The 20,832-nt window shown below is 45.5% G+C and carries 16 protein-coding genes; 6 read left to right on the top strand and 10 right to left on the bottom strand.

The window, feature by feature from the left end; all coding sequences use genetic code 11:
• Window positions 1–123: 123 nt before the first annotated feature.
• Window positions 124–3,099 (top strand): adenylate/guanylate cyclase domain-containing protein, encoded by a 2,976-nt coding sequence (locus QUB68_RS11050; protein WP_332992194.1) that lies wholly within the window; start codon window positions 124–126, stop codon window positions 3,097–3,099.
• A gap of 82 nt (window positions 3,100–3,181) precedes the next feature.
• On the opposite strand, the gene rpmB is transcribed toward QUB68_RS11050, so the two are convergent.
• From rpmB to QUB68_RS11100, 10 genes are all read right to left on the bottom strand, one after another.
• Window positions 3,182–3,418 carry a 50S ribosomal protein L28 gene (gene rpmB / locus QUB68_RS11055; RefSeq protein ID WP_332992196.1) on the bottom strand — a complete coding sequence of 79 codons (237 nt, stop codon included), beginning with the start codon at window positions 3,416–3,418 and terminating at the stop codon, window positions 3,182–3,184.
• Between the two features lie 209 nt (window positions 3,419–3,627).
• On the bottom strand, window positions 3,628–5,616 hold the full coding sequence (htpG, locus tag QUB68_RS11060; RefSeq protein WP_332992198.1) for a molecular chaperone HtpG: 1,989 nt from the start codon (window positions 5,614–5,616) through the stop codon (window positions 3,628–3,630).
• Between the two features lie 307 nt (window positions 5,617–5,923).
• The gene (gene rppB, locus QUB68_RS11065; protein ID WP_332992200.1) at window positions 5,924–7,276 is read right to left on the bottom strand and encodes a two-component system sensor histidine kinase RppB; all 1,353 of its coding nucleotides are present in this window, start codon (window positions 7,274–7,276) and stop codon (window positions 5,924–5,926) included.
• A gap of 182 nt (window positions 7,277–7,458) precedes the next feature.
• Entirely contained in the window at window positions 7,459–8,148 is a 690-nt protein-coding gene (gene rppA, locus QUB68_RS11070; RefSeq protein WP_332992202.1) for a two-component system response regulator RppA, read from the bottom strand.
• A 300-nt stretch (window positions 8,149–8,448) separates the two neighbouring features.
• Complete coding sequence (locus QUB68_RS11075) at window positions 8,449–8,919, bottom strand: DUF2808 domain-containing protein (protein ID WP_332992204.1); 471 nt, start codon at window positions 8,917–8,919, stop codon at window positions 8,449–8,451.
• A gap of 172 nt (window positions 8,920–9,091) precedes the next feature.
• Window positions 9,092–9,589: a hypothetical protein gene (locus QUB68_RS11080; RefSeq protein ID WP_332992206.1), complete on the bottom strand. Its 498-nt coding sequence runs from the start codon at window positions 9,587–9,589 to the stop codon at window positions 9,092–9,094.
• A gap of 95 nt (window positions 9,590–9,684) precedes the next feature.
• Entirely contained in the window at window positions 9,685–10,170 is a 486-nt protein-coding gene (locus QUB68_RS11085; protein ID WP_332992208.1) for a hypothetical protein, read from the bottom strand.
• A gap of 80 nt (window positions 10,171–10,250) precedes the next feature.
• Entirely contained in the window at window positions 10,251–13,391 is a 3,141-nt protein-coding gene (locus QUB68_RS11090; protein ID WP_332992210.1) for an efflux RND transporter permease subunit, read from the bottom strand.
• A 43-nt stretch (window positions 13,392–13,434) separates the two neighbouring features.
• Window positions 13,435–15,354, bottom strand: a complete 1,920-nt coding sequence (locus tag QUB68_RS11095; protein WP_332992212.1) for an efflux RND transporter periplasmic adaptor subunit — start codon at window positions 15,352–15,354, stop codon at window positions 13,435–13,437.
• Between the two features lie 380 nt (window positions 15,355–15,734).
• A complete protein-coding gene (locus tag QUB68_RS11100; RefSeq protein ID WP_332992214.1) occupies window positions 15,735–16,448 on the bottom strand; it encodes a DUF305 domain-containing protein in 714 nt (237 codons plus the stop codon).
• Window positions 16,449–16,691: 243 nt separating this feature from the next.
• Between QUB68_RS11100 and QUB68_RS11105 the strand changes: the two genes are divergently transcribed.
• The 5 genes from QUB68_RS11105 (at window position 16,692) to QUB68_RS11125 (ending at window position 20,677) form a co-directional block, all read left to right on the top strand.
• Window positions 16,692–16,886 carry a heavy-metal-associated domain-containing protein gene (locus QUB68_RS11105; RefSeq protein WP_332992216.1) on the top strand — a complete coding sequence of 65 codons (195 nt, stop codon included), beginning with the start codon at window positions 16,692–16,694 and terminating at the stop codon, window positions 16,884–16,886.
• Between the two features lie 36 nt (window positions 16,887–16,922).
• The gene (locus tag QUB68_RS11110; protein ID WP_332992218.1) at window positions 16,923–19,175 is read left to right on the top strand and encodes a heavy metal translocating P-type ATPase; all 2,253 of its coding nucleotides are present in this window, start codon (window positions 16,923–16,925) and stop codon (window positions 19,173–19,175) included.
• Window positions 19,168–19,431 carry a hypothetical protein gene (locus tag QUB68_RS11115; protein ID WP_332992220.1) on the top strand — a complete coding sequence of 88 codons (264 nt, stop codon included), beginning with the start codon at window positions 19,168–19,170 and terminating at the stop codon, window positions 19,429–19,431. Before QUB68_RS11110 ends, QUB68_RS11115 begins: the two co-directional genes overlap by 8 nt.
• 74 nt (window positions 19,432–19,505) lie before the next feature.
• Complete coding sequence (gene gloA, locus QUB68_RS11120; protein ID WP_332992222.1) at window positions 19,506–19,901, top strand: lactoylglutathione lyase; 396 nt, start codon at window positions 19,506–19,508, stop codon at window positions 19,899–19,901.
• A 125-nt stretch (window positions 19,902–20,026) separates the two neighbouring features.
• The gene (locus QUB68_RS11125; RefSeq protein WP_332992224.1) at window positions 20,027–20,677 is read left to right on the top strand and encodes a Uma2 family endonuclease; all 651 of its coding nucleotides are present in this window, start codon (window positions 20,027–20,029) and stop codon (window positions 20,675–20,677) included.
• Window positions 20,678–20,832: the final 155 nt, after the last annotated feature.

Genomic DNA, 20,832 nt, shown 5'->3' on the forward strand with positions numbered 1-20,832 from the left:
GGTGCGCCCGGTCGCACCCTACATTTAGGCTCGCTACCCCCACGATCCATCCGTTAAATCCGTTACAGCATCCGTTGCCGAACTTTTTTCTGATGTGAAATTATCTCAAACTTAAAACTCGATATGAATCTGAACCTAAATCAGTTTCTTCGATTCCCTCAATCCCGAATTGGGCGCTACTTAGTCCAAGTAACTGTCGTGGCGATCGCTTACGCCGTGGGGGCGAGGCTAGCATTTGCAATTCAAGGTGTCGATCCCTTTGCTTCTTCCGTTTGGCCGCCCGCAGGAATTGCCCAAGCCGGACTTTTATTGTTTGGCAGAAAAGTCTGGCCTGGGATATTTTTGGGTATATTTTTACTCAATTTAGTTAACCCAAGCGAACAAATATTTGCAATTTGGGTGGGAGGAAACGTCGGAGCTATTTTGCAAGCTGTTTTTGCAGTAACTGCACTGCGTTGGCTCGGGTTTCGTCCCTCTCTAGAACGCTTGAAAGATGTAGTTAATTTAATCTTGTTTGGCGGGATAATTTCTACTCAGATTAGTTGCACTATTGGCGCGCTTTCCCTATATTTAGCAGGCAAAGTAGATTGGGCAGAATATTGGTCACTTCGGTGGAATTGGTGGTTGGGAGACACAATGGGAGTTTTAATCTTAACTCCCTTAATCCTGATATTTTTTCGCCCTAAACTAACGGCAGATCGTTTAAAAAGACAAACAGAGACACCAAAACATTATTTAATTTGGCGGGGAGTCTGGTTGATATTATTAATTGGGGTGAGCTGGCTGGTATTTGAGTCAAAAAATACAGCTTCTATTTCTCGCTATCCCCTGGAATATTTGCCGTTTCCTTTGATAATTTGGGCGGCGCTCCAATTCGGTCAGCGGGGCGCTGTACTGGCATCCTTTATTGTCTCAAGCATCGCTATTTTTGGCAGTTCTCACGGCAGTGGGCCGTTTATAGCCAAAGCCGAAAATATCAGTCAGGCAATTTTATTTTTGCAAGCTTTCATGGCGGTAGTTACGATTACGTCGTTGTTATTAGCAGCGACGGTAGCCGAACGTGCCGAGGTAGAAAATTCCCTGCGAGAAAACGAAATTAAATATCGAGAGTTGGTGGAAAATTCTAACAGTATTATTGTCAAGTTAGCTCCCGACGGCACAATTACTTTTTTTAATGAGTTTGCCGAAATATTCTTTGGATACAATCAGGAAGAAATCATTGGTAAAAATGCCGTGGGAACAATTATTTGCCTGACCGACATCGAAGGAAATAACTTAGAATTAGTTTATAATAAAATTATACAAAATCCCGATCGCTTTACCAGCTATGAAAATGAAAATATCCGGCGCACTGGCGATCGCGTTTGGGTATCTTGGGCAAATAAACCGCTGGTTGATGCAGCGGGAGAACTCTTGGGCATCCTCTGCATCGGCACAGATATCACCGATCGCCGCAAAGCAGAAATAGCCCTGCAAAAGCTGAATGAAGAGTTAGAAATCCGAGTCAAAGAACGGACAAATGCCCTGAAACAAAGCGAACTTCAGCTACAGAAACAAAAATCGGCATTAATCGATTTAGCCAAAAATAAAGCGCTGAATCAAGGCGACTTAACCAAAGCGCTTCAAGAAATCACTGAAACTGCTAGCCGTACTCTTGAAGTTTCGCGATCGAGCGTCTGGCTGTACGATCGCACAAAATCCAAGATGGAGTGCCTGGATTTGTTCGATCGCGCCCTCAACCAGCACGACTACGGTTTGGAATTAGGAGAATCAGAGTATCCTGTCTATTTTCAAGCACTGCGAGAAGAACGCGCAATTGCTGCCTTTGACGCGCAAAAAGATTTTAGAACTAGAGAATTTGTGGAATCTTACCTAATTCCATTGGGCATCACTTCCATGCTAGATACGCCGATTCAAATAGGCGGAGAAACAGCAGGAGTTCTCTGTTTAGAACAGGTAGGAATGCCCCGCTATTGGACTATTGAAGAACAAAGTTTCGCTGTTTCTCTAGCAGACTCTGTAACTTTCGCAGTAGAAGCGCGAGAACGCCAGCGCGCTGAAGCAGCGCTGCGACAAGCTGAAGCCAAATACCGCAGCATTTTTGAAAATGCGATCGTCGGCATTTTTCAAACTACTCCCGATGGGGAATATCTCAGCGTCAACCCTGCTTTAATTCGCATCTACGGCTACAGTTCCTGTGAGGAGATGATGGGAACTTTAACTGATATTAACCGCCAGTTATATGTCTACCCTGAACGCCGCGCCGAAGTCATCACTTTAATGCGAACAAACGGCAAAGTATCGGATTTTGAATCTCAAGTTTACCGCCAAGATGGTAGTATAATTTGGATTGCCGAAAATGCTTATACTGTCTGCGACATCCATGGAAATTTGCTTTATTACGAAGGTACTGTTGAAGATATCACAACTCGGAAACAAGCTGAGGCAGCTTTGCGTTTAGAACAAGAAAAATCCGACCGTCTCCTGCTGAATGTCTTGCCAAAAGCGATCGCCGACAGATTAAAACAAGACCAAAGCATCATTGCCGAGACTTTTGCCGAAGTAACAGTATTGTTTGCAGATATCGTCGGTTTTACCCAAATTAGTTCCCAAATTTCTCCGCCGGAATTAGTTTCCCTGCTTAACGACATTTTTTCCACCTTCGATCGCCTAGCAGAAAAGCACGGATTGGAAAAAATTAAGACGATTGGCGACGCTTACATGGTAGTGGGAGGGCTGCCGACGCCCCGCAGCGATCACGCAGAGGCGATCGCCCAAATGGCGATCGATATGCAGCAGGCAATTATTGAATTCAGCGATACCCACAATCAAGATTTCAGCATCAGAATCGGCATCAACAGCGGCCCGGTTGTCGCCGGAGTCATCGGCATCAAAAAATTTATTTACGATTTGTGGGGAGACACGGTTAACACCGCTTCCCGGATGGAATCTCACGGCTTAGCGGGCTGCATTCAAGTCACATCTGCAACTTATCAGCGATTGCGAGAAAAGTATTTCTTTGAAAGCCGCGGCGCGATCGAAGTTAAAGGCAAAGGCCAGATGACTACTTATTTACTGAAATGCCGAAAATGGCTCTAATCCAGGACGGTTTTTTTGTAAAAGTAAGGGCGATCGCACTTTTAATGTACACGATCGCCCTTTTTTCAATTAACAAGGTTATTTAAAGCTTGAAAAGGTTAATACCAGCTTTCTTCGCCATTACTTCTAAACCCTTGTGTTCCAAGGTTTTAATCGCCTTCGTAGAAAGGTGCAATCTTACCCAGCGCTTCTCCTGTGGCCACCAAATCCGCTTCCACTGCAAATTTGCTTCTTGCAACTTGTGAGTGCGGTGGTGCGAGTGAGAAACCGCAAAACCGTTATTCGCCTTCTTGCCCGTTAGCTGACATTTCCGTGACATATTGCCCTCCAGATTACCGTTTTTTGATGCAGCCTCTCATTATATAGCAACGCCGGACTACCCCCCTAGCCCCCCTTGTTAAGGGGGGAACAAGAAAACCCCTCTAGCCTGCATGGTGAAGGCGGTACAAGAAAATCTGCTGTTTCCGACAGAGACCACAAAAACCAAACTCTAGCTCCCCCCAAAGCATCGGGGGGTTGGGGGGGTTCTTACACTGCACGTTCCGTCAATTTTGTCAACACTTGATTCGAGCGCTCGACAAAATCCTGCATCCCTTCCGCATCGAAACCCTTCTGGGCCATCAAAGCCAAGTCATAAACGTGGTGACAAATCATGCTCGCCAACTGCGCCGACGGAGACTCCCCGCCGCCTTGAATAATCGCACCCTGACTCAAACTCGCCAGATTTTGAATCAGCGGGTGAGACGTATTCACCAGCAAAACGTGTTCCTCGGGGAATTCGGCCGCTTGCTGCTGCAAAAGCGCCGTCATATCCCGCATCCGGCGCAAAGCTTCCGGTAACAGGACGATCGCAGGTGGCGCCCCCTCCGCAGAGTCAGACTTCAAAGCTTCAGTGCGAATGTTCACTTTCGGCTTATTAAGAGCCTTTTGGAACATTTCTTTAACTTGTTCGCTGCGAGTTTTATTAGTCGCCGGATCGACAATTTCCGCTTCTTTTTCTTTGTCAATTAGCGTGTCGTCAATGTCGGAATCAACCCGCGAGAATTTGACATCTGAGTATTCTCGTTCCAAGAAACTGATAAAGTGCGTGTCAATGAAAGAATCCATAAACAGCACTTCTAAACCTTGGCTTTTGTGCAGTGCGACGTAAGTTGCTTGAGACGCAGGTTCCGTGCAGTAAAACACGCGATTTTCGTGACGTGTTTGATTGCGTTCCAAATACTCTTTCAGCGTCGTGTAAGGTTGCGTCGAAGTAGATTTGTCCGACTTCGGAGTCACATCTTGCCACAAATCTCCTTCCTCAGTTTGCACCTGCACTTCTGGCGTTGCAGTTTCTGGCTTTTCTGCTGTTGGCTGGTAAGTGCTGCGGTAGATTAAGATATCTTCGACTTGCTTTTTGAACTTGTCATCGTTGAGAGTTCCAAACTTGACAAAAGTGCCGATATCTTGCCAGCAGCGGATGTATTCGTTGCGGTCGTCGCGGTAAAGTTCTTTCAGGCGATCGCCCACTTTTTTCGCAATATAATCAGCGATTCTCCGCACTGTGCGATTGCTTTGCAAAGAACTGCGAGAAACGTTCAGCGGAATGTCGGTACTATCAATGACTCCCCGCAGCGGCATCAAGAATTTCGGGATAATTTCTTCGCAGTGGTCGCTGACAAAAACCTGATTGCAAAATAGCTTAATATTGCCTTGGGTGACATCGACATCTGGCCGCAGTTTGGGAAAGAAAAGAATGCCGTTGACAATGAAAGGATAATCTGTATTCAGGTGTACCCAAAGCAGCGGTTCATCTTGGAATGGGTAAAGGTAGCGATACAGTTCTAAGTAATCTTCTTTTTGCAAATTGCTGGCTGATTCCCGCCAGATTGCTTTGTGCTTGTTGATTTCCTCTCCCTCAAATTTGATGGGAACAGGCATGAAATCGCAGTAAGTTTTGATTAACTGCTTAATGCGGGTAGCTTCTACATACTCTTGTTCTTCATCTTGGAGTGTCAGAGTAATCGTAGTGCCGCGTTCTGTGCGGGCGGATTCTGATAGTTCAAAAGCGGGAGAACCGTCGCAAGACCAGTGTACTGCTTGGGAGCCTTCTTTGTAAGAAAGGGTGTCAATGTCTACTTTCTTAGCGACCATGAAAGATGAGTAGAAACCGAGTCCAAAGTGACCGATAATTGCGTCGTCGCCACTGCCTTGATATTTTTGAATAAATTCTTCGGCGCTGGAGAAGGCGACTTGATTGATGTATTTTTTTACTTCGTCGGCTGTCATCCCGATGCCGTTGTCGGTAATCGAGAGGGTTTTGTTTTCGTTGTCAATGACAATGTTGATTTGTGGTTCGCCCATGTCGCCGTTGTATTCGCCGGAACGGGAAACCATTTTGAGTTTGGCAATGGCATCGACGGCGTTAGAAATTAGTTCCCGCAAGAAGACTTCGTGGTCGGTGTATAGGGACTTCTTGATAATCGGGAAAATATTCTCGGTATGGATGGAGATTGTTCCCTGTTCTAAAACTGTCATAATTCTTCTCTCTGATGATTGCTGATTGCTGATAAGTAGGTGGTGACAAATAAACATTAGGTGGGGAGGGCGGGTTTCGCACTCATCTTCTGGTTTGTATCATAAATTATTAGCTAAACCCGCCCCTACAAGATACTATGTTTTTTTGCCGTTACCTACTTAGAGGGCGGGTTTTGCACTCATTTTGTCGTTTGTCTCATAAACTATTAGCTAAACCCGCCCCTACTTAATGATTTTGGGTGATCGCGCTACGCTTTACTCAAGGGATTACCCTAAAAAGACGATTCGGTTTCCCTCACATGGTAGCTCACAAAGGCAACCGCAGGAGAAAGGTGCTGCCGAAACCCAATTCGCTGCGGGCGCTGAGGCTGCCGCGGTGCGCGCGGGCGATGGTTTGGGCGATCGCCAATCCGAGTCCCGAACCGCCTGTATGACGCGATCGATCGCTATTAACCCGGTAAAATCGATCGAATATGCGCGCTAAATCTGCCGCCGCTATCCCAATCCCGGTATCTTGAACCTGAATTATCGCCTCTTGGTGACTGCAATCTAAGATGACTGTGACTTTTCCGCCACCCGGAGTGTATTGAATGGCATTCACAATTAAATTAGTAACTAAACGGTAAAGTCGATCGGCATCTCCGACAACATTCAATTGCTGGTGTACGCGGATTTCGGATGTTAGCGCTACCTCGGAGGCGATCGCCAAAGCAGCCAATTCCTCAACTAAATCGCTAACCAAGTCATTCAAACAACAAAGCTGAGGGCGATCCTCTTCGAGGGCTTCGCTAACGGATTTTGGTTGAGAGTCCATCCGCGCCAACAACAACAAATCAGTGACTAACTGAGTCAGTCGGCGGTTTTGGCGATCGACTGTTCGCAAAATTTCCCGCGCTTCTTTCTCATCTAATTGTGGCATCAACAGCGCCGATTCTACTGTAGCTTGAGATGCCGCTAAAGGCGTCCGCAATTCGTGGGCAGCATCGGCTGTAAACTGTTGGATTTGTCGGTAGGAAGAATAAATCGGTTTCATTGCCAATCCCGCCAGCCACCAACTAGAAAAACCCACCAAAATTAAGGCTGTAGGTAATCCCAATTTCAAAATTAATCTCACTGTACTGAGATAATCATTGAAGTCTTGCAAACTCCGCCCTACTTGAAAATATCCCCAATCTTCCAGGGTGTTAGTGTGTAGCGATACAGAAATCTGGTGATAAATATTGCCTTTGCTATCAGCGATTGTTTGCCAGTGTTGCGAGTTAAATGTCGGCGGCAATGCTTCGGGATAAGCGCCTGCTGTTGCAATCAATTTTCCTGAATTGTTAAATAAACGGATATAGTAATAGCTTTGGTTGATCGCGCTTAAAATATGGCGATCGGGTAACTGTTCTTTAACGCCATTAACTCCAATTACGCGAAGATTTGGCAAAAGTTCATTGACTATTGGTTCCAAGCGTCCGGGCTGCTGTAGCTTGATTTCGAGGCTATCGTGGAGTGTCCCCGCTACCGATTCTAGTTCACGATCTATGGCGATCCAGTGCGCGTGGGCGATCGCCCTATATACGCCAAATCCCAACAAGCTTAAAATTAAACCCATTACTGCTGCGTAGGAAATCGCTAATTGCCAGCGAGTGCGGTTAAATAGTTTATTTTGATTCACATTACATAATTGGTAATTGGTAATTGGTAATTGGTAATTGGTAATTGGGCATTGGGCATTGGGCATTGGGCATTGAGAATTGGTAATTGGTAGTTGAGCCTGATGTTTTTTTGTGAACCGCAGAAAACGCAGAGTTTCTGTTTCTTTAGGGGCGGTACTCGTGTCCGCCCTCCGGGTTTCTTTCAATTTCTCATGCGGTATCCTACGCCGTGGACAGTTTCAATTAAATTCGCGCAGCCAACTGATTCTAGTTTGCGCCGCAGCAAGCGCACTTGAGCGGCTACTACATTGCTAAAAGTATCTGCGCTGGCTTCCCATATCTGATTCCGAATTTGGTCGGTGGTGACAATTTGGTTCGGATGTTTCATCAAATATTCTAACAGTTGAAATTCTTTGTTTGTCAGAGAAATTGTCTGGTTTGTGCCGTTTTGATTCAGATGACAAGCAGTTCTATTTCCGCAATCTAAGGCGAGATTGCCGATTTGTAGCTGTTGAGGTTGAATTTGGGGCGATCGCCTTTGCAACGCCCGCAACCTTGCTAACAGTTCCGCCATCCCGAACGGCTTGACCAAATAATCGTCAGCCCCGGCATCCAAGCCCGCGACTTTATCTTCCATCCGGTCTTTTGCTGTCAGCATCAAAACAGGTAAAAAACTATGTTGTGCGCGCAATCTTCGCAGCAATTCTATTCCCGACAATCCCGGAAGCAACCAGTCAAAAATGGCTAGCGTGTATTGCGTCCACTGACTGTCTAGATATTCCCAAGCTTCATTTCCGTCCTGGGCCCAGTCAACTATGTATTTTTCTTGCTTCAAAGTGCGATCGATCGCTTTTCCTAAATCAGGCTCGTCTTCAACTAGCAAAATTCTCATAAAAGTAACCTGTTTTGCATTTGAATTTAACCGTATGGGCGGGCAAGATGTTAAGGTTATGGGCGGGCAAGATGCCCACCCCACGCATAGTTTGAAATGACAGAAATGTACAACAAATTAAATGCGCGAAAGCTGATACCAATTTTCATAATTATTGCAATATTATTCCTAGGGTGTGTCGCCATCCACAATCTATGAATAAAAACGGACAATCTCATAGCGACGCACCTCATGCCAATTATCAAAAATGATGCAACTGTTGCAGAATTTTTGATAACTGGTATTAACTTTAACTTTCGCTCAGTAGGTCTGAATGCCCACTCTACCCAGGGGAATCTCTGCGTTTATCCCCACAATTTTACCAGATATCACGTACCCCCAGTTGTGGCTGTAACCGGGAGCATTAATACCGCCCATATAAATTGAGATGGTAGTGTCAGGCGCGACTGGTTGGACAAAAACTACGGTGGCTTTTTGGTTTTTGACAGATACTTGAGTCTCGATTTTCTGATGGGATTGATTTTTTACCTCAATTCCTCCGCTGATGCTGAGATCGTCTGGAAGGGCGATCGCAATTTCCGAAAGAGCTCTGCCCTGAACGTGAACCTCAAAACGATGGGTAGCACCCTGAAAGCTAGCTTTATTAGGAGTTGCAGCGCTACCAACAAGGTGAGGAATATTAGCATTTTGCATGGCTCCTCCGGCAATAGTAGCGGGGGCATTAGATGCCAGGATGACGGTAAATGCGGCAGCGTAAATTAACTTTTTCATCGCAGTATTCCCTAAAAACTTGACTAATTGTTGTTCTTATTTATTAGCTTGGCTGTCAGGAATGAAATAGCGATGAAATTTTAGATATTTAAAAGTTAATTATTCGATTCTAAGTTAAGAAAAACCCGGTTGATAAAATAAACCGGGTCTCCACAGCTAAATTTAACTCAAACTACCGACTGAAGGTAAATCGACCATCTACCTTTTGACCGCTAATATCAGCAGTAATCTTCATCTGATACTGACCGACAACTTTTCCAGGCAGCAAAGCTGTATAGTGCTGGTCTTTCTGGTCATAGGTGAAGGTAACAGTCTTTTGAGTGCGATCGGGCATCTGAATTTGACTTGTTACCTTAGCATTAGGTATTGTCTGGTGGTTGTCGCCTCTTTGCAAATAGAAATCTAGATGAGTTTTATCAGCTTCTTTTTCGACCACCAACTCTAAATGATAAGGGCCTGATTCTACCACTTGCCCCCCTTTTGATTCCTTAGAATGACCAGTACCAGCTATTAGTGTAGGGGCGGTTGAACTATTTTTGGCGGGAATTTGTGCTAGAAAATCATCGGGTTTGTTAGTGGCATTTGTGGCCTGCACAGTATTGCTATAGGCGGCTAGTAACATCAGTGCTGCACTACCTACAACGATTAAACCTGTCTTCAGAGATTTCATTTGTTTTTGTCCTGTGTTTGTTAGTAATGAACAATGACGGCTCTACAATCAATTTTCAAAGCCAAATTCCTATGCGTTAACAGGAAATAAGCGCTTTACTGAGTGAATGTAAAACGACCATCCACTTTTTCTCCCTTAATATCCGCATTCACCTTCACAGGATACTGACCCGCACCTTTGACTGGAAACACAGCAGTGTAATGTTTGTCTGCCGGATCGTATTTGAAGGCTAGCGTTTGCTGCTTTCCATTCGGCAACTGCACTTGAGCGGACACTTTAGCATCAGCGACTGTTTCCTTTTTATCGCCTTTTTGCAGGTACAAATCTAAGTGAGTTCCGGTAGATTGTTTTTCAGGTACAAACTCTAAATGGTAAGCTCCAGCATTGACAACTTGACCCCCTTTAGCTCCTTTTGCACCAGCAGGAGCGGGCGCGGGAGCGGAAGAGGCAGGTTTTGAAGCAGCAGGAGGGGGTGTGGGAGTGATTTTTGTATCGCTTGCTTCGTCGCCTTTACCGCAAGCTCCCAAAAATAGCAATCCGACACTGCCGAGAATAATTAAACTTGATTTGAGGGTTTTCATGTGCTTTACTTTTTGCTAACAATTACTTGTAAAGTATGACACTTTAAAACAGGGCGTCAAGGAAAATTATCAAAAATTATTCAGCGATTAGCAACATCACTGCTCAAAACTGCTTTAACTGTTTTTCCATCTTTAACAACTGGCTGAGGTTGTTGCGGTCGTAAAAATCTACCGAATTGAGCATACAAAGCTGGTAAAACTAGCAAAGTTAAGGCAGTAGAAGTAAACAATCCTCCCAAAACTACGATCGACAAAGGTTGCAAAATTTCTTTCCCCGGGCCGCCTTCTAAGACTAAAGGTGCTAAACCCAAGGCAGAAGTTAAAGCAGTCATCAGGATGGCGTTGAGCCGTTCCATCGAGCCTTTGACAATAGCTTCTTTAAAGGGCATTCCTTCGGCAAATTTAGAGTTATAGTTGTCTACTAACAGCAAGCCGTTGCGGGTAGCTACGCCGAATAATGTGACAAAGCCAACCAGGGAAGCGACGGAAATTATACCGCCAGTCAAAGCTACAGCAATTACTCCTCCAACTAAGCCGAGGGGCAAATTAATCATAATCATCGCAGTTGAAGCAATTGACTTGACGGACAAGTACATCAATACTGTAATTACCAAAAAGGCGATCGCGCTAAACACCATAATATTCTGCGAAGCCCTTTGTTCCGCCTCAAATTGACCGCCGTACTGAATAAAATAGCCAAAAGGCAACTGCACCTCTCGTTTAACTTTAGCTTGAATTTCATTCACAACCGATCGCAAATCCCTACCTTTCGCATTAGCCGCTGCCACAATCAACCGCGAAACATTCTCACGGTTAATCGTATTTGGCCCAGTACCGTATGTAACAGTCGCAACTTGCGCCAGGGGAATTTTATTGCCGCTGGGAGTATCAACCAACAAATTCTGAATAGTTTCTAGGTTATTTCGAGCTTCTGGCTGCAACCATACAACTAAATCAAAAGTTTGCTGTACTTCCAAAACTTGAGAGACAACTTTGCCATTCAAAGCAGTCTCAATGATTTCCGAAAGTTCTCCAATTTTCAAACCGTATCTACCCGCAGCTTGGCGGTTAAACTTAATTAGAATTTGTGGCACCGGTACCTGCGGTTCGAGTTGCAAATCCACAATTCCCTTAACAGTTTTCATTTGCGCTTCAACTTGAGCGCCGAGGCTGCGAAGCTGATTCAAATCCGGGCCAAATATTTTCACAGCAATTTGACTTCTGACACCAGACAAAACCTCATCCATCCGGTGAGAAATAAAACCGCCGATATTTGGTGCAACTCCCGGCAATTTAGCAAATTCCTGCCGCAGCGACTCCAAAGTTTTCGACCTATTTTTCATCCCTTCCTCACTCAAACCGATATCAATGTGAGCTAAATTCACTCCCGCAGCATCAGCATCGCCCGGAGCTCTGCCCGATCGCACTTGCACGTATTCAAACCTGGTATCCTGCTTAAGTGCATCTTCAATAGCAAAAGCCGCGCTATCCGTCGTCTCCAAAGACACCCCCGGATAAAGCAGAATAGTATTCACCAAAGTTTGCTCCTGAAACTCCGGCAAAAACACCCGTCCAAAGGAAGGCAAAATAACTAATGCAGCCACCATACTAGCAGTAGCTAAAACTAAAATAATCACCGAATAGCGCATTGACAATTGGATGAAAAAATGATAGATGCGCTTGCAAAATCTCGGCAACCAAGGTTCCTCAGCACTCATGCGTTTGCTCGGCAACAAAATAGCACAAAGGGCGGGAGATATTAACAGCGATTCCAGACTAGAAATCACCACAACCACCAAATAAGTAATCCCCATCGGCGTAAAAATTCGCCCTTCTACACCGGGCAAAGTAAAAATTGGCGAAAATACCACAATCCCAATTACCGTCGCTCCAATTAACGAATCGCGCACCTCCTGACTGCCATCAAAAATCACATCCATCACCGGGCGCGGATGCCCAGAAGCCGTGTTTTCTCTCAAATTGCGGTAGGTATTTTCGGCATAGACGATCGCATCATCGATCGCAGTTCCGATCGCCACCGACAACCCCCCCAAAGTCATCGTATTCAATCCCAGCCCCAGCCAATACATCGCCAGCAGCCCAAACAGCCAAGTTAGGAAGAAATCGAGCAAAACCACCGTCAGAGTGCGCCAATTCATCAAAAACGGGATTAGGATGATGGTGACAATGATGCTACCTTCCACTAAAGCCGATCGCACATTTTCCACCGAAGAGTTGATATACTCTTCCTGCCGGAAAGTCACAGTAACTTTAATATCCTTGGGCAGAGCTTGCTGCACCTCAGCCATTGCCGCCTCAACCGCTTTAGTTACCGTCGGAGTATCAGCAACTGGCTGCCTATTTACCATCACAATCACAGCTTTTTTGCCGTTAAAACTGCCGTCCCCCCGCTTGATTGCAGCACCAATCTTGACATCGGCGACATCACCAATTCTGACGGGCGTTCCTTGCCGAGATGCGATCGCCGATTGCTGCAAATCTTCCACAGACTCAATCCTGCCCACCCCCCGAATTAAAGTTTCTTTATCCGGCGTAATTAAATACCCCCCCGGCGCGTTAACATTCGCAGCCTGCGCCGCTTCGGCAACTTGCTGCAACGACACATTAAAAGCTTTCAACTTGGCAGGTTCTACTAATACTTGATACTGCCTCTGATCGCCGCCGTAAGCCACCACTTGAGCAACGCCAGTCACTGCCAAAAGGCGATTTGTGACTTGCCAATCAACCAGACGGCGCACTTCCATCAAAGGAGTAGTTTCTGATGTAAAAGCATAGGTAATTACCAGCCCGACTGGAGAAGTTGTCGGAGAAATTTGCGGTGTTTCTACTCCTGTGGGGAGTTTGCTTTGAGCTTGCTGCAATCGTTCGGTTATTAACTGTCGTGCTTGATAAATTTCTGTTCCCCAATCAAAGATTACCTTAATCGCAGAAAGGCCAACAGCGGAAGATGATCGCACTGCTGTCACCCCTGGAGTTCCATTGATCGCACTCTCGATCGGCAGTGTTACTAAAGACTCGATTTCTTCCGGTGCGAGGCCCGGTGCTTCTGTCTGAATTTCTACCTGCGGGGGTGCAAAAGGCGGGAAGACATCAAGGGACATTTGGGGGACGATATATAATGTCCAAAGACTAACAATAATTGTGGCGAGAACGACTAGCCAGCGGCGGTTTATTACCCATCTCAGAATTGTGCTGAACATTTTATTAGTTATTGGTTATTAGTTATTGGTTATTAGTTATTTGTTATTTGTTATTGACTATCTTAATTTCCGCATCTTCATTTTTAACGTGATGGTTGTCATTTTGTACAAATTCATCGTGCAACATGGGTTCAGAGGTGGAAAAACCATTGTTGGCATGACTTTGAGATGCTGCTATTGTTGGCAATTTGCGCCGATTTCCCCACAATAGCCCGGCGGTGAAAGTCAAGGATGCGATCGCCAATCCTCCCCCGATTCCCGCCCACAAAGGCACGGGTAAATTATTAAAATTAACCTCTGTTGCTTTGGGAGTTGCCTCTTTCTTTTCCTCGCTTGTTGACGGCTTGCTGCCGCCCCGCAACGATTGTGCGTAAAGTTGAGGTGCGCGCTGGGTAACAATCAAATCTCCATCGAATAAACCGCTTTTAACTTCAACTAAATCCCCCGCAGTTTGACCGATTTCAATGTCAACAGCTTGATAGGCATCGCCATTTTGAACGTAAACGGTTTTTTTACCGCTGACATCCACTACCGCTGTACTCGGAATTGCTAAAATATTTGTGGCAGTTTTTTCGGTTAAAATTTCCAACTCAGCAAACAGTCCGGGCTTTAATTCCCCGTTACTATTATCTAGTTCTGCTTTCACCGGTACAACCCGCGTTTCTCCTTGCACGGATGAGCCAATTAAGGTGATTTTTCCTGTGAAAGTGCGATCGGGCCAATTAGCAACTTTTACCCTGACTTCCTGGCCTTGTTTTACCTGATTCAAGTCTTTTTCGTAGATGTTGGCGGTGGCAAAAACGCGGCTGTCATTTAAGATGCTCATCAACGGTTTTTCGGCGTTTACAGACTCTCCTGGGGTGATTTCGCGATCGGCTACCGTGCCAGAAATCGGAGCAATTACGGTGACAAGTCCTCGGTCATTCGCAACAGTCCCTAATTGTTGCAGTCGCGCTTGATAGGCTGCATCGGCTAAACGAATGCGCGATCGAGCGACTTGCACGGCAGTTTTGCCGCGTTTGACCTGATTCTCGGCTTCCAACACTTCCCGGCGGCTCAAAGCTCTGGTGAGTTGAGCTTTTGCTTCTCCTACTTTGCCTTGGGAATCGCGCAATTCTCGCATTGGCAGGTCTACTTCGGCTTGTTTAATTTCGGTTTCGGCTTTGATAACTTCGGGACGGCTTTTTGCCTTCGCAACATTGGCTTTGGCTTCCGCGAAGTGGGATTGCGACTCTAGCATTGTACGCCGCGCGATCGCCCCTGATGCCACTAATTCTTTGTCGCGATCGAACTGTTCTTTAGCCACAGTCAGTTCAGTTTCCGCCCGCGCTATCTCTGCTTGCGATATTTCAATCTGACGCTGATAATTTTCCTTAGCAACTTTGACAACAGAACGCTTATTGACTAATTCTTGCTCTTGCTCGTACTGTTTAGTTGTTGCTGCTAATTGAGTTCTCGCTTGTGCTATTTCAGCTTCAGCTATTTTAATTAGGCGATCGTAATTTTCTGTGGCTAGTTTCAAATCGCCTTGCGCTTGCTGCAAATCCGCCTCAGCTTCCGCTTGTTTCGAGAGAGATTCAACCCGCAACTGTCCTAATTCTGAACTCGACAAAACAGCAACCGGTTGACCTTTTGATACTTTGTCCCCGGGCTTAACTAGCAACTCTACCACTTTGCCAGCCACCGGAGCAGTCACTTCTACCTTTTGGTTGGGTAAAGTTTCAATTTGTCCTGTGGTTTTGATGCCGATATCTAATCGCTGGCGGGCGGCAGGAGAAACTTTAATTCCCAACCGTTTTGCTGTTTCGGCATCCACAGAAATAGCAGCAGGAGTTGGAGTTGTTTCGCCGCTTTGGTGAAATTCATTTCCGTGCCCAGCGTGGGCGAAAACGGCAGCGGGAGAAGCTAGGAATGCGAGGCTGATAATTAACCCAGAAATGCGGTAGAGCTTTATTGGGGGCATGATTGAGTTGGGGCGAATCTGAACTCACAGTTCAGTTTGGCAGATAAATATGAAATCAGGATGAAATAGGTTAAATAAACATCGTTTCTGTAGGGGCGGGTTCACTAACAATACCTACTAATAATCGACAATCTCAAAAACCAGCCCCCACCAAACGATAAATTACTTACGCACGGGTGGTCAGAAACCGGGTTTTTTTACGAAAATACGCGCTGTAGCCTACAGATTAAATAAAAAACCCGGTTTCTTTGGTCTTGATGCGTCCAAGACTGATGTTATCTGTGGTGTGAGGGCGGGTTTATCAAGATTATTTGTGGGAATTACATATTGTTGGTGAACCCGCCCCTACAGATATTGCGATTAATTTATCCAGCCCGTCACTACTGTTTGTACCAAGCTTTGCGCCACTCTTTCATTTGCTGAATTTCTTGCTTTTGCGAAGTCAGAATCTCTTCAGATAATTTCTTCATTTCCGGCCGTTTTGACTTTTTCAAAGCATCTTCAGCCATGACTAAAGCTCCTTCGTGGTGGGGAATCATCGCATTCAGAAATCGCAGGTCAAATTGGTCGTCAGCAGCGCCTAAATCCATGCTCATCATCATGTTTTGCATTTGTTCAGGAGTCATTGCCATCATGTGACCCATTTGAGCATGATAAGCCATTGGCGTATTGTCGGCTTTGGCATACCAAGTTTTTCGCCACTCTTTCATTTGATTGATTTCGCGGTTTTGAGCGGCAATCATCTCATTTGCTAGTTTTTTCATTTCCGGGCGTTTGGATTTATTCAGCACCTCTTTAGCCATGTTTACAGCACCTTGATGGTGTACTGTCATGCCATCAATAAATCGCAAATCGTAGTCGGCATCCGCAGGGCCTAAATCCATTGACATATTATGATTCATGCCACCCATGCCACCCATGCCGCCTTGTGCCGCGTCTTGCTTGTTGTTCGCTTCAGTTGCTGCGGTAACATTTGGGGCTTGAGTTTGGCTTGTGGGAGCTTTTGAACAAGCTGCAAGCACTCCACTGGTTAAAACGGCTGTGGCGGTCAATGTCAGCGCTGCAAAGCCTGTTTTTAATGAAATTGATTTCATAGATTTTTTATCCTTAAAATTGCCATCTTTATTCACTTTCTCACATATAAGTGAAATTAGGATGAAATTATGGATTCTGACTTGTCAACCAATATTGCTGTGCCGCCGGTCAAATAAAGCATGAGTTACAGTAAAACTTAAGAATTAGTTCGGAATTCCCCCTTGACTCTCCTGCTAACTGGAGGCTTTACAATGAAGTTAATTCATTAATTGAGCAGAGTAGTTTCTGCTGAGGTTCCAATTATGACTCTAGAGTTAAAAGTTCCCAAGATGGCTTGTTCTGCTTGTGCGAATACGATCGCAAAAGCAGTCCAATCCATTGACTCAGCAGCCACTGTTGAGGTGGATCTCAAGACAAAACTGGTCACGATTCAAACAGCTAAGCCGGAAAGTGAAGTTAGGAAAGCGATCGCATCTGCTGGCTATCCTGTCAGTTAAACGCAAAAGGTAATTGTCTAATTTAGGAGTGCATTTATGGACAATCTTACACTTAAATTGCGGGGCATGAGTTGTGCTTCTTGTGCTTCCTCTATCGAACAAGCAATCCAATCTGTTCCCGGCGTCATTGAGTGCAGCGTCAATTTTGGGATGGAACAAGCAACCATCCAATATGACTCGAAGCAAACCAATTTAGCAACAATTCAATCGGCTGTTGATGCGGCTGGATACGAAGCTTTGCCGCTGCAAGAAATGGCTACGGAAGATGATGCAGAAAAAGCCGATCGCAAATCCGCATCTCAAAACTTGCAGCGAAAACTCTGGACAGCCGGTATCATCAGCATCCTGCTATTTGTGGGTGGTATTCCAGCGATGACTGGCTTGCACCTGCCATTCATCCCCGCATGGCTGCACAATTATTGGCTGCAATTAGTCCTGACATCACCCGTACAATTTTGGTGCGGCAAATCGTTTTATGTAGGAGCTTGGAAATCCCTAAAACGGCGCGTCGCGACAATGGATACGCTGATTGCTTTGGGTACGAGTGCTGCTTACTTTTATTCGGTATTTGTGACATTTTTTCCCGGTTTATTCACCGCCCAAGGTTTGACTCCCAGCGTTTACTACGAAGTTGCCGCCAGCGTTGTCGCCTTAATTTTGTTGGGGAAAACCCTAGAAAATCGGGCGAAGGGAGAGACTTCGGAAGCGATTCGCAAACTGATGGGTTTACAAGCAAAAACTGCTCGGATAATTCGCAACGGAGAAGAGTTAGAAATGCCGATCGCCCAAGTGGAAATTGGCGACATCGTGCAGGTGCGCCCTGGCGAGCAAATCCCCGTTGACGGAGAGGTAATTGAAGGCTCTTCGACGGTAGACGAAGCAATGGTTACGGGAGAAAGTTTGCCCGCTAAAAAGCAGCTTGGCGACGAAGTGATCGGAGCCACAATTAACAAAACTGGCAGCTTCAAGTTTCGCACTACCAGGGTTGGCAAAGATACATTTTTAGCTCAAATTGTCAAGATGGTGCAGGAGGCCCAGGGGTCAAAAGCACCGATTCAAAAGTTAGCAGACCAAGTAACTGGTTGGTTTGTTCCCGTAGTAATTGCCATCGCTTTAGCTACTTTTATTATCTGGTTTAACGCGACAGGAAACTTCACTTTGGCAACGGTGACAATGGTGGAAGTGCTGATTATTGCCTGTCCCTGTGCTTTGGGTTTGGCGACTCCGACTGCTGTGATGGTTGGCACAGGTAAAGGTGCCGAAAATGGGATTTTAATTAAAGGAGCAGAGAGTTTAGAATTAGCACATAAAATTCAAATTATTGTGTTAGATAAAACGGGAACACTCACGGAAGGTAAGCCGACTGTAACTGATTTTGTGACAATTAAAGGAACTGCCGGCAGCAATGAGTTAAAGTTGCTGCAATTGGCGGCTTCTGTAGAGCGAAATTCGGAGCATCCTGTGGGGGAAGCTGTGGTGAGGTACGCTCAATCTCAAGAGGTAAAGTTGACTGATGTTCAGGATTTTGAGGCGATCGCAGGAAGCGGCGTGCGAGGCGTTTTAGGGGGAAAGTCGATCGCCCTGGGAACACTCAGATGGATGCAGGAACTAGGCTGCGATACTGAATATCTGGAACTGCGCGCGCGAGCTTTGGAAGCTGCGAGCAAAACGGTGGTTTGGATGGCTGTAGAGGGCAAAATTGAGGCAATTCTGGGCATTGCCGATGCCCTGAAACCGTCGTCAGCGCGGGCGGTGAAAGCATTGCAAAAACTCGGTTTGGAGGTGGCGATGCTGACTGGGGACAACCGCGCGACTGCGGAGTCGATCGCCCTTTCTGTCGGTATTACTCGCGTTTTTGCCGGAGTTAGACCAGACCAAAAAGCAGCTCAAATCCAAGCCCTGCAAAGGGAAGGGAAAATTGTCGCGATGGTGGGAGACGGGATTAATGATGCACCGGCTTTGGCCTTAGCAGATGTGGGAATTGCGATCGGCACCGGCACAGATGTGGCGATCGCAGCCAGCGACATTACCTTAATTTCAGGAGATTTGCAAGGCATAGTTACAGCAATTCAACTGTCACGCGCCACCATGCGGAACATCCGCGAAAATCTGTTTTTTGCCTTTATTTATAACATCGCCGGAATACCGATCGCGGCCGGGATTTTGTACCCAATTTTGGGCTGGCTGCTCAATCCAATTATCGCCGGGGGAGCAATGGCTTTCAGTTCGCTTTCTGTAGTAACTAATGCTTTGCGTTTGCGGAATTTTCAACCCAAATCTATTGTATAAATTAGGAGTAATTTTAGAAATGTTTAGCCAGCGTCAAATCTTAGGAAGCGTCGGAAGTTTAGGGATTATGCTCGCAATTGCATCAGGAGTTCGAGCAAATCAAACATCAACTCATCCTGCAAATTCAACCGCTCTATTTCGGCATATCGAACAGCCGTTAAGTTTAAGAATTGGCGTAACAGCAGGCGGATTGACATTAATTGGTTTAGAACTCTGGTGGTTTTTGTTCAGTAAAAAGCAAACTAAAACTAGGTAAAATTTGCGGGCGCGGTTTTTTCCAGTAAGATATCGCTAAAATTGGAGAAAGCTTAAAAATTTGGAGTGAGCTAAATGCAACTACTACACACGATGCTCCGAGTCGTTAACCTGGAAGAGTCCCTCAAATTTTACACCGAAGTGCTCGGAATGAAATTGCTGCGGCAAAAGGACTATCCAGATGGTAAATTTACTCTGGCTTTTGTGGGCTACGGCGATATGTCCGATACTACAGTTTTGGAATTAACATACAACTGGGGCGTCGCAGAGTACAATTTGGGGGATGCTTACGGTCATATTGCGATCGGCGTTGATGACATTTACGGTACTTGCGAAGAAATTAAAGCCCGCGGTGGTACAGTTATTCGCGAACCCGGCCCGATGAAACATGGTTCAACTGTCATTGCTTTTGCACAAGATCCAGATGGATATAAAGTTGAATTAGTTCAACTGGAAAATCCACTCGACTAATCCAAGAAACCGGGTTTCTGCGATATTTTTGGCATCCTCACGAGATTTTGCCAAGAAACCCGGTTTCTGAGGCTCCACACGATCGCTGTTATCATAAAATCACTTCAGAGCAGAAGGGAACGACTATGCAAACCCAAGAAAAACCAGCAATCGCCAAGCAACCACCAACCGAAAAACGCCACTACACCCCGGAGGAATATCTCGCATTAGAAGAAAGTGCGATCGACAAAAGTGAATATCATGATGGAGAAATCATACCCATGACAGGCGGAACAGCAAACCACAATAAAATTGCACTGAATTTTTGCCGAAAATTCCCCTTCAGTGTGAATGGTCAAGATTACGAGACATTTATCAATGATCTGCGCCTGTGGATACCCCTAACTCGCCGCTACGTCTATCCCGATATCATGGTCATTCAAGGAGAACCAGTCTATCAAGCAAGTAACAAAACAATTGTTACAAATCCTCTGCTAATCGTCGAGGTTTTATCGAATTCAACCAAAGACTACGATCGCGGTGGTAAATTTCTCGCCTATCGCTCAATCCCTGAATTTCAGGAATACATTTTAGTAGATAAATATAGCTATCACATTGAGCAATTTGCCAAAAACTCTAACGGGAAATGGGAATTAACAGAATATGATTCAGAGGAATCTCTATTACTCCTAGAATCCGTAGAATTTCAAATGCCACTGAGAGAGATTTATGAACGAATTAACTTTGAAGTTAAAGCAGAGGAAGTAAGCCAGCCAACAAGTAATATTGAAGAATAAGATCGAGTTTGCCCATAGTAGACCTCTTGCAAAAGTCCTTTTAATCAAATTTTGGAACGGGCAAGATGCCCGTTCCACAAGAAAAAATGTTTTTTGTGGGATGGGCATCTTGCCCGTCCTAGTTATTTTTGCAAGAGGTCTAATCCAAGAAATCG

The organism is Microcoleus sp. A006_D1, from assembly GCF_036702805.1.
Classification (GTDB): Bacteria; Cyanobacteriota; Cyanobacteriia; order Cyanobacteriales; family Microcoleaceae; genus Microcoleus.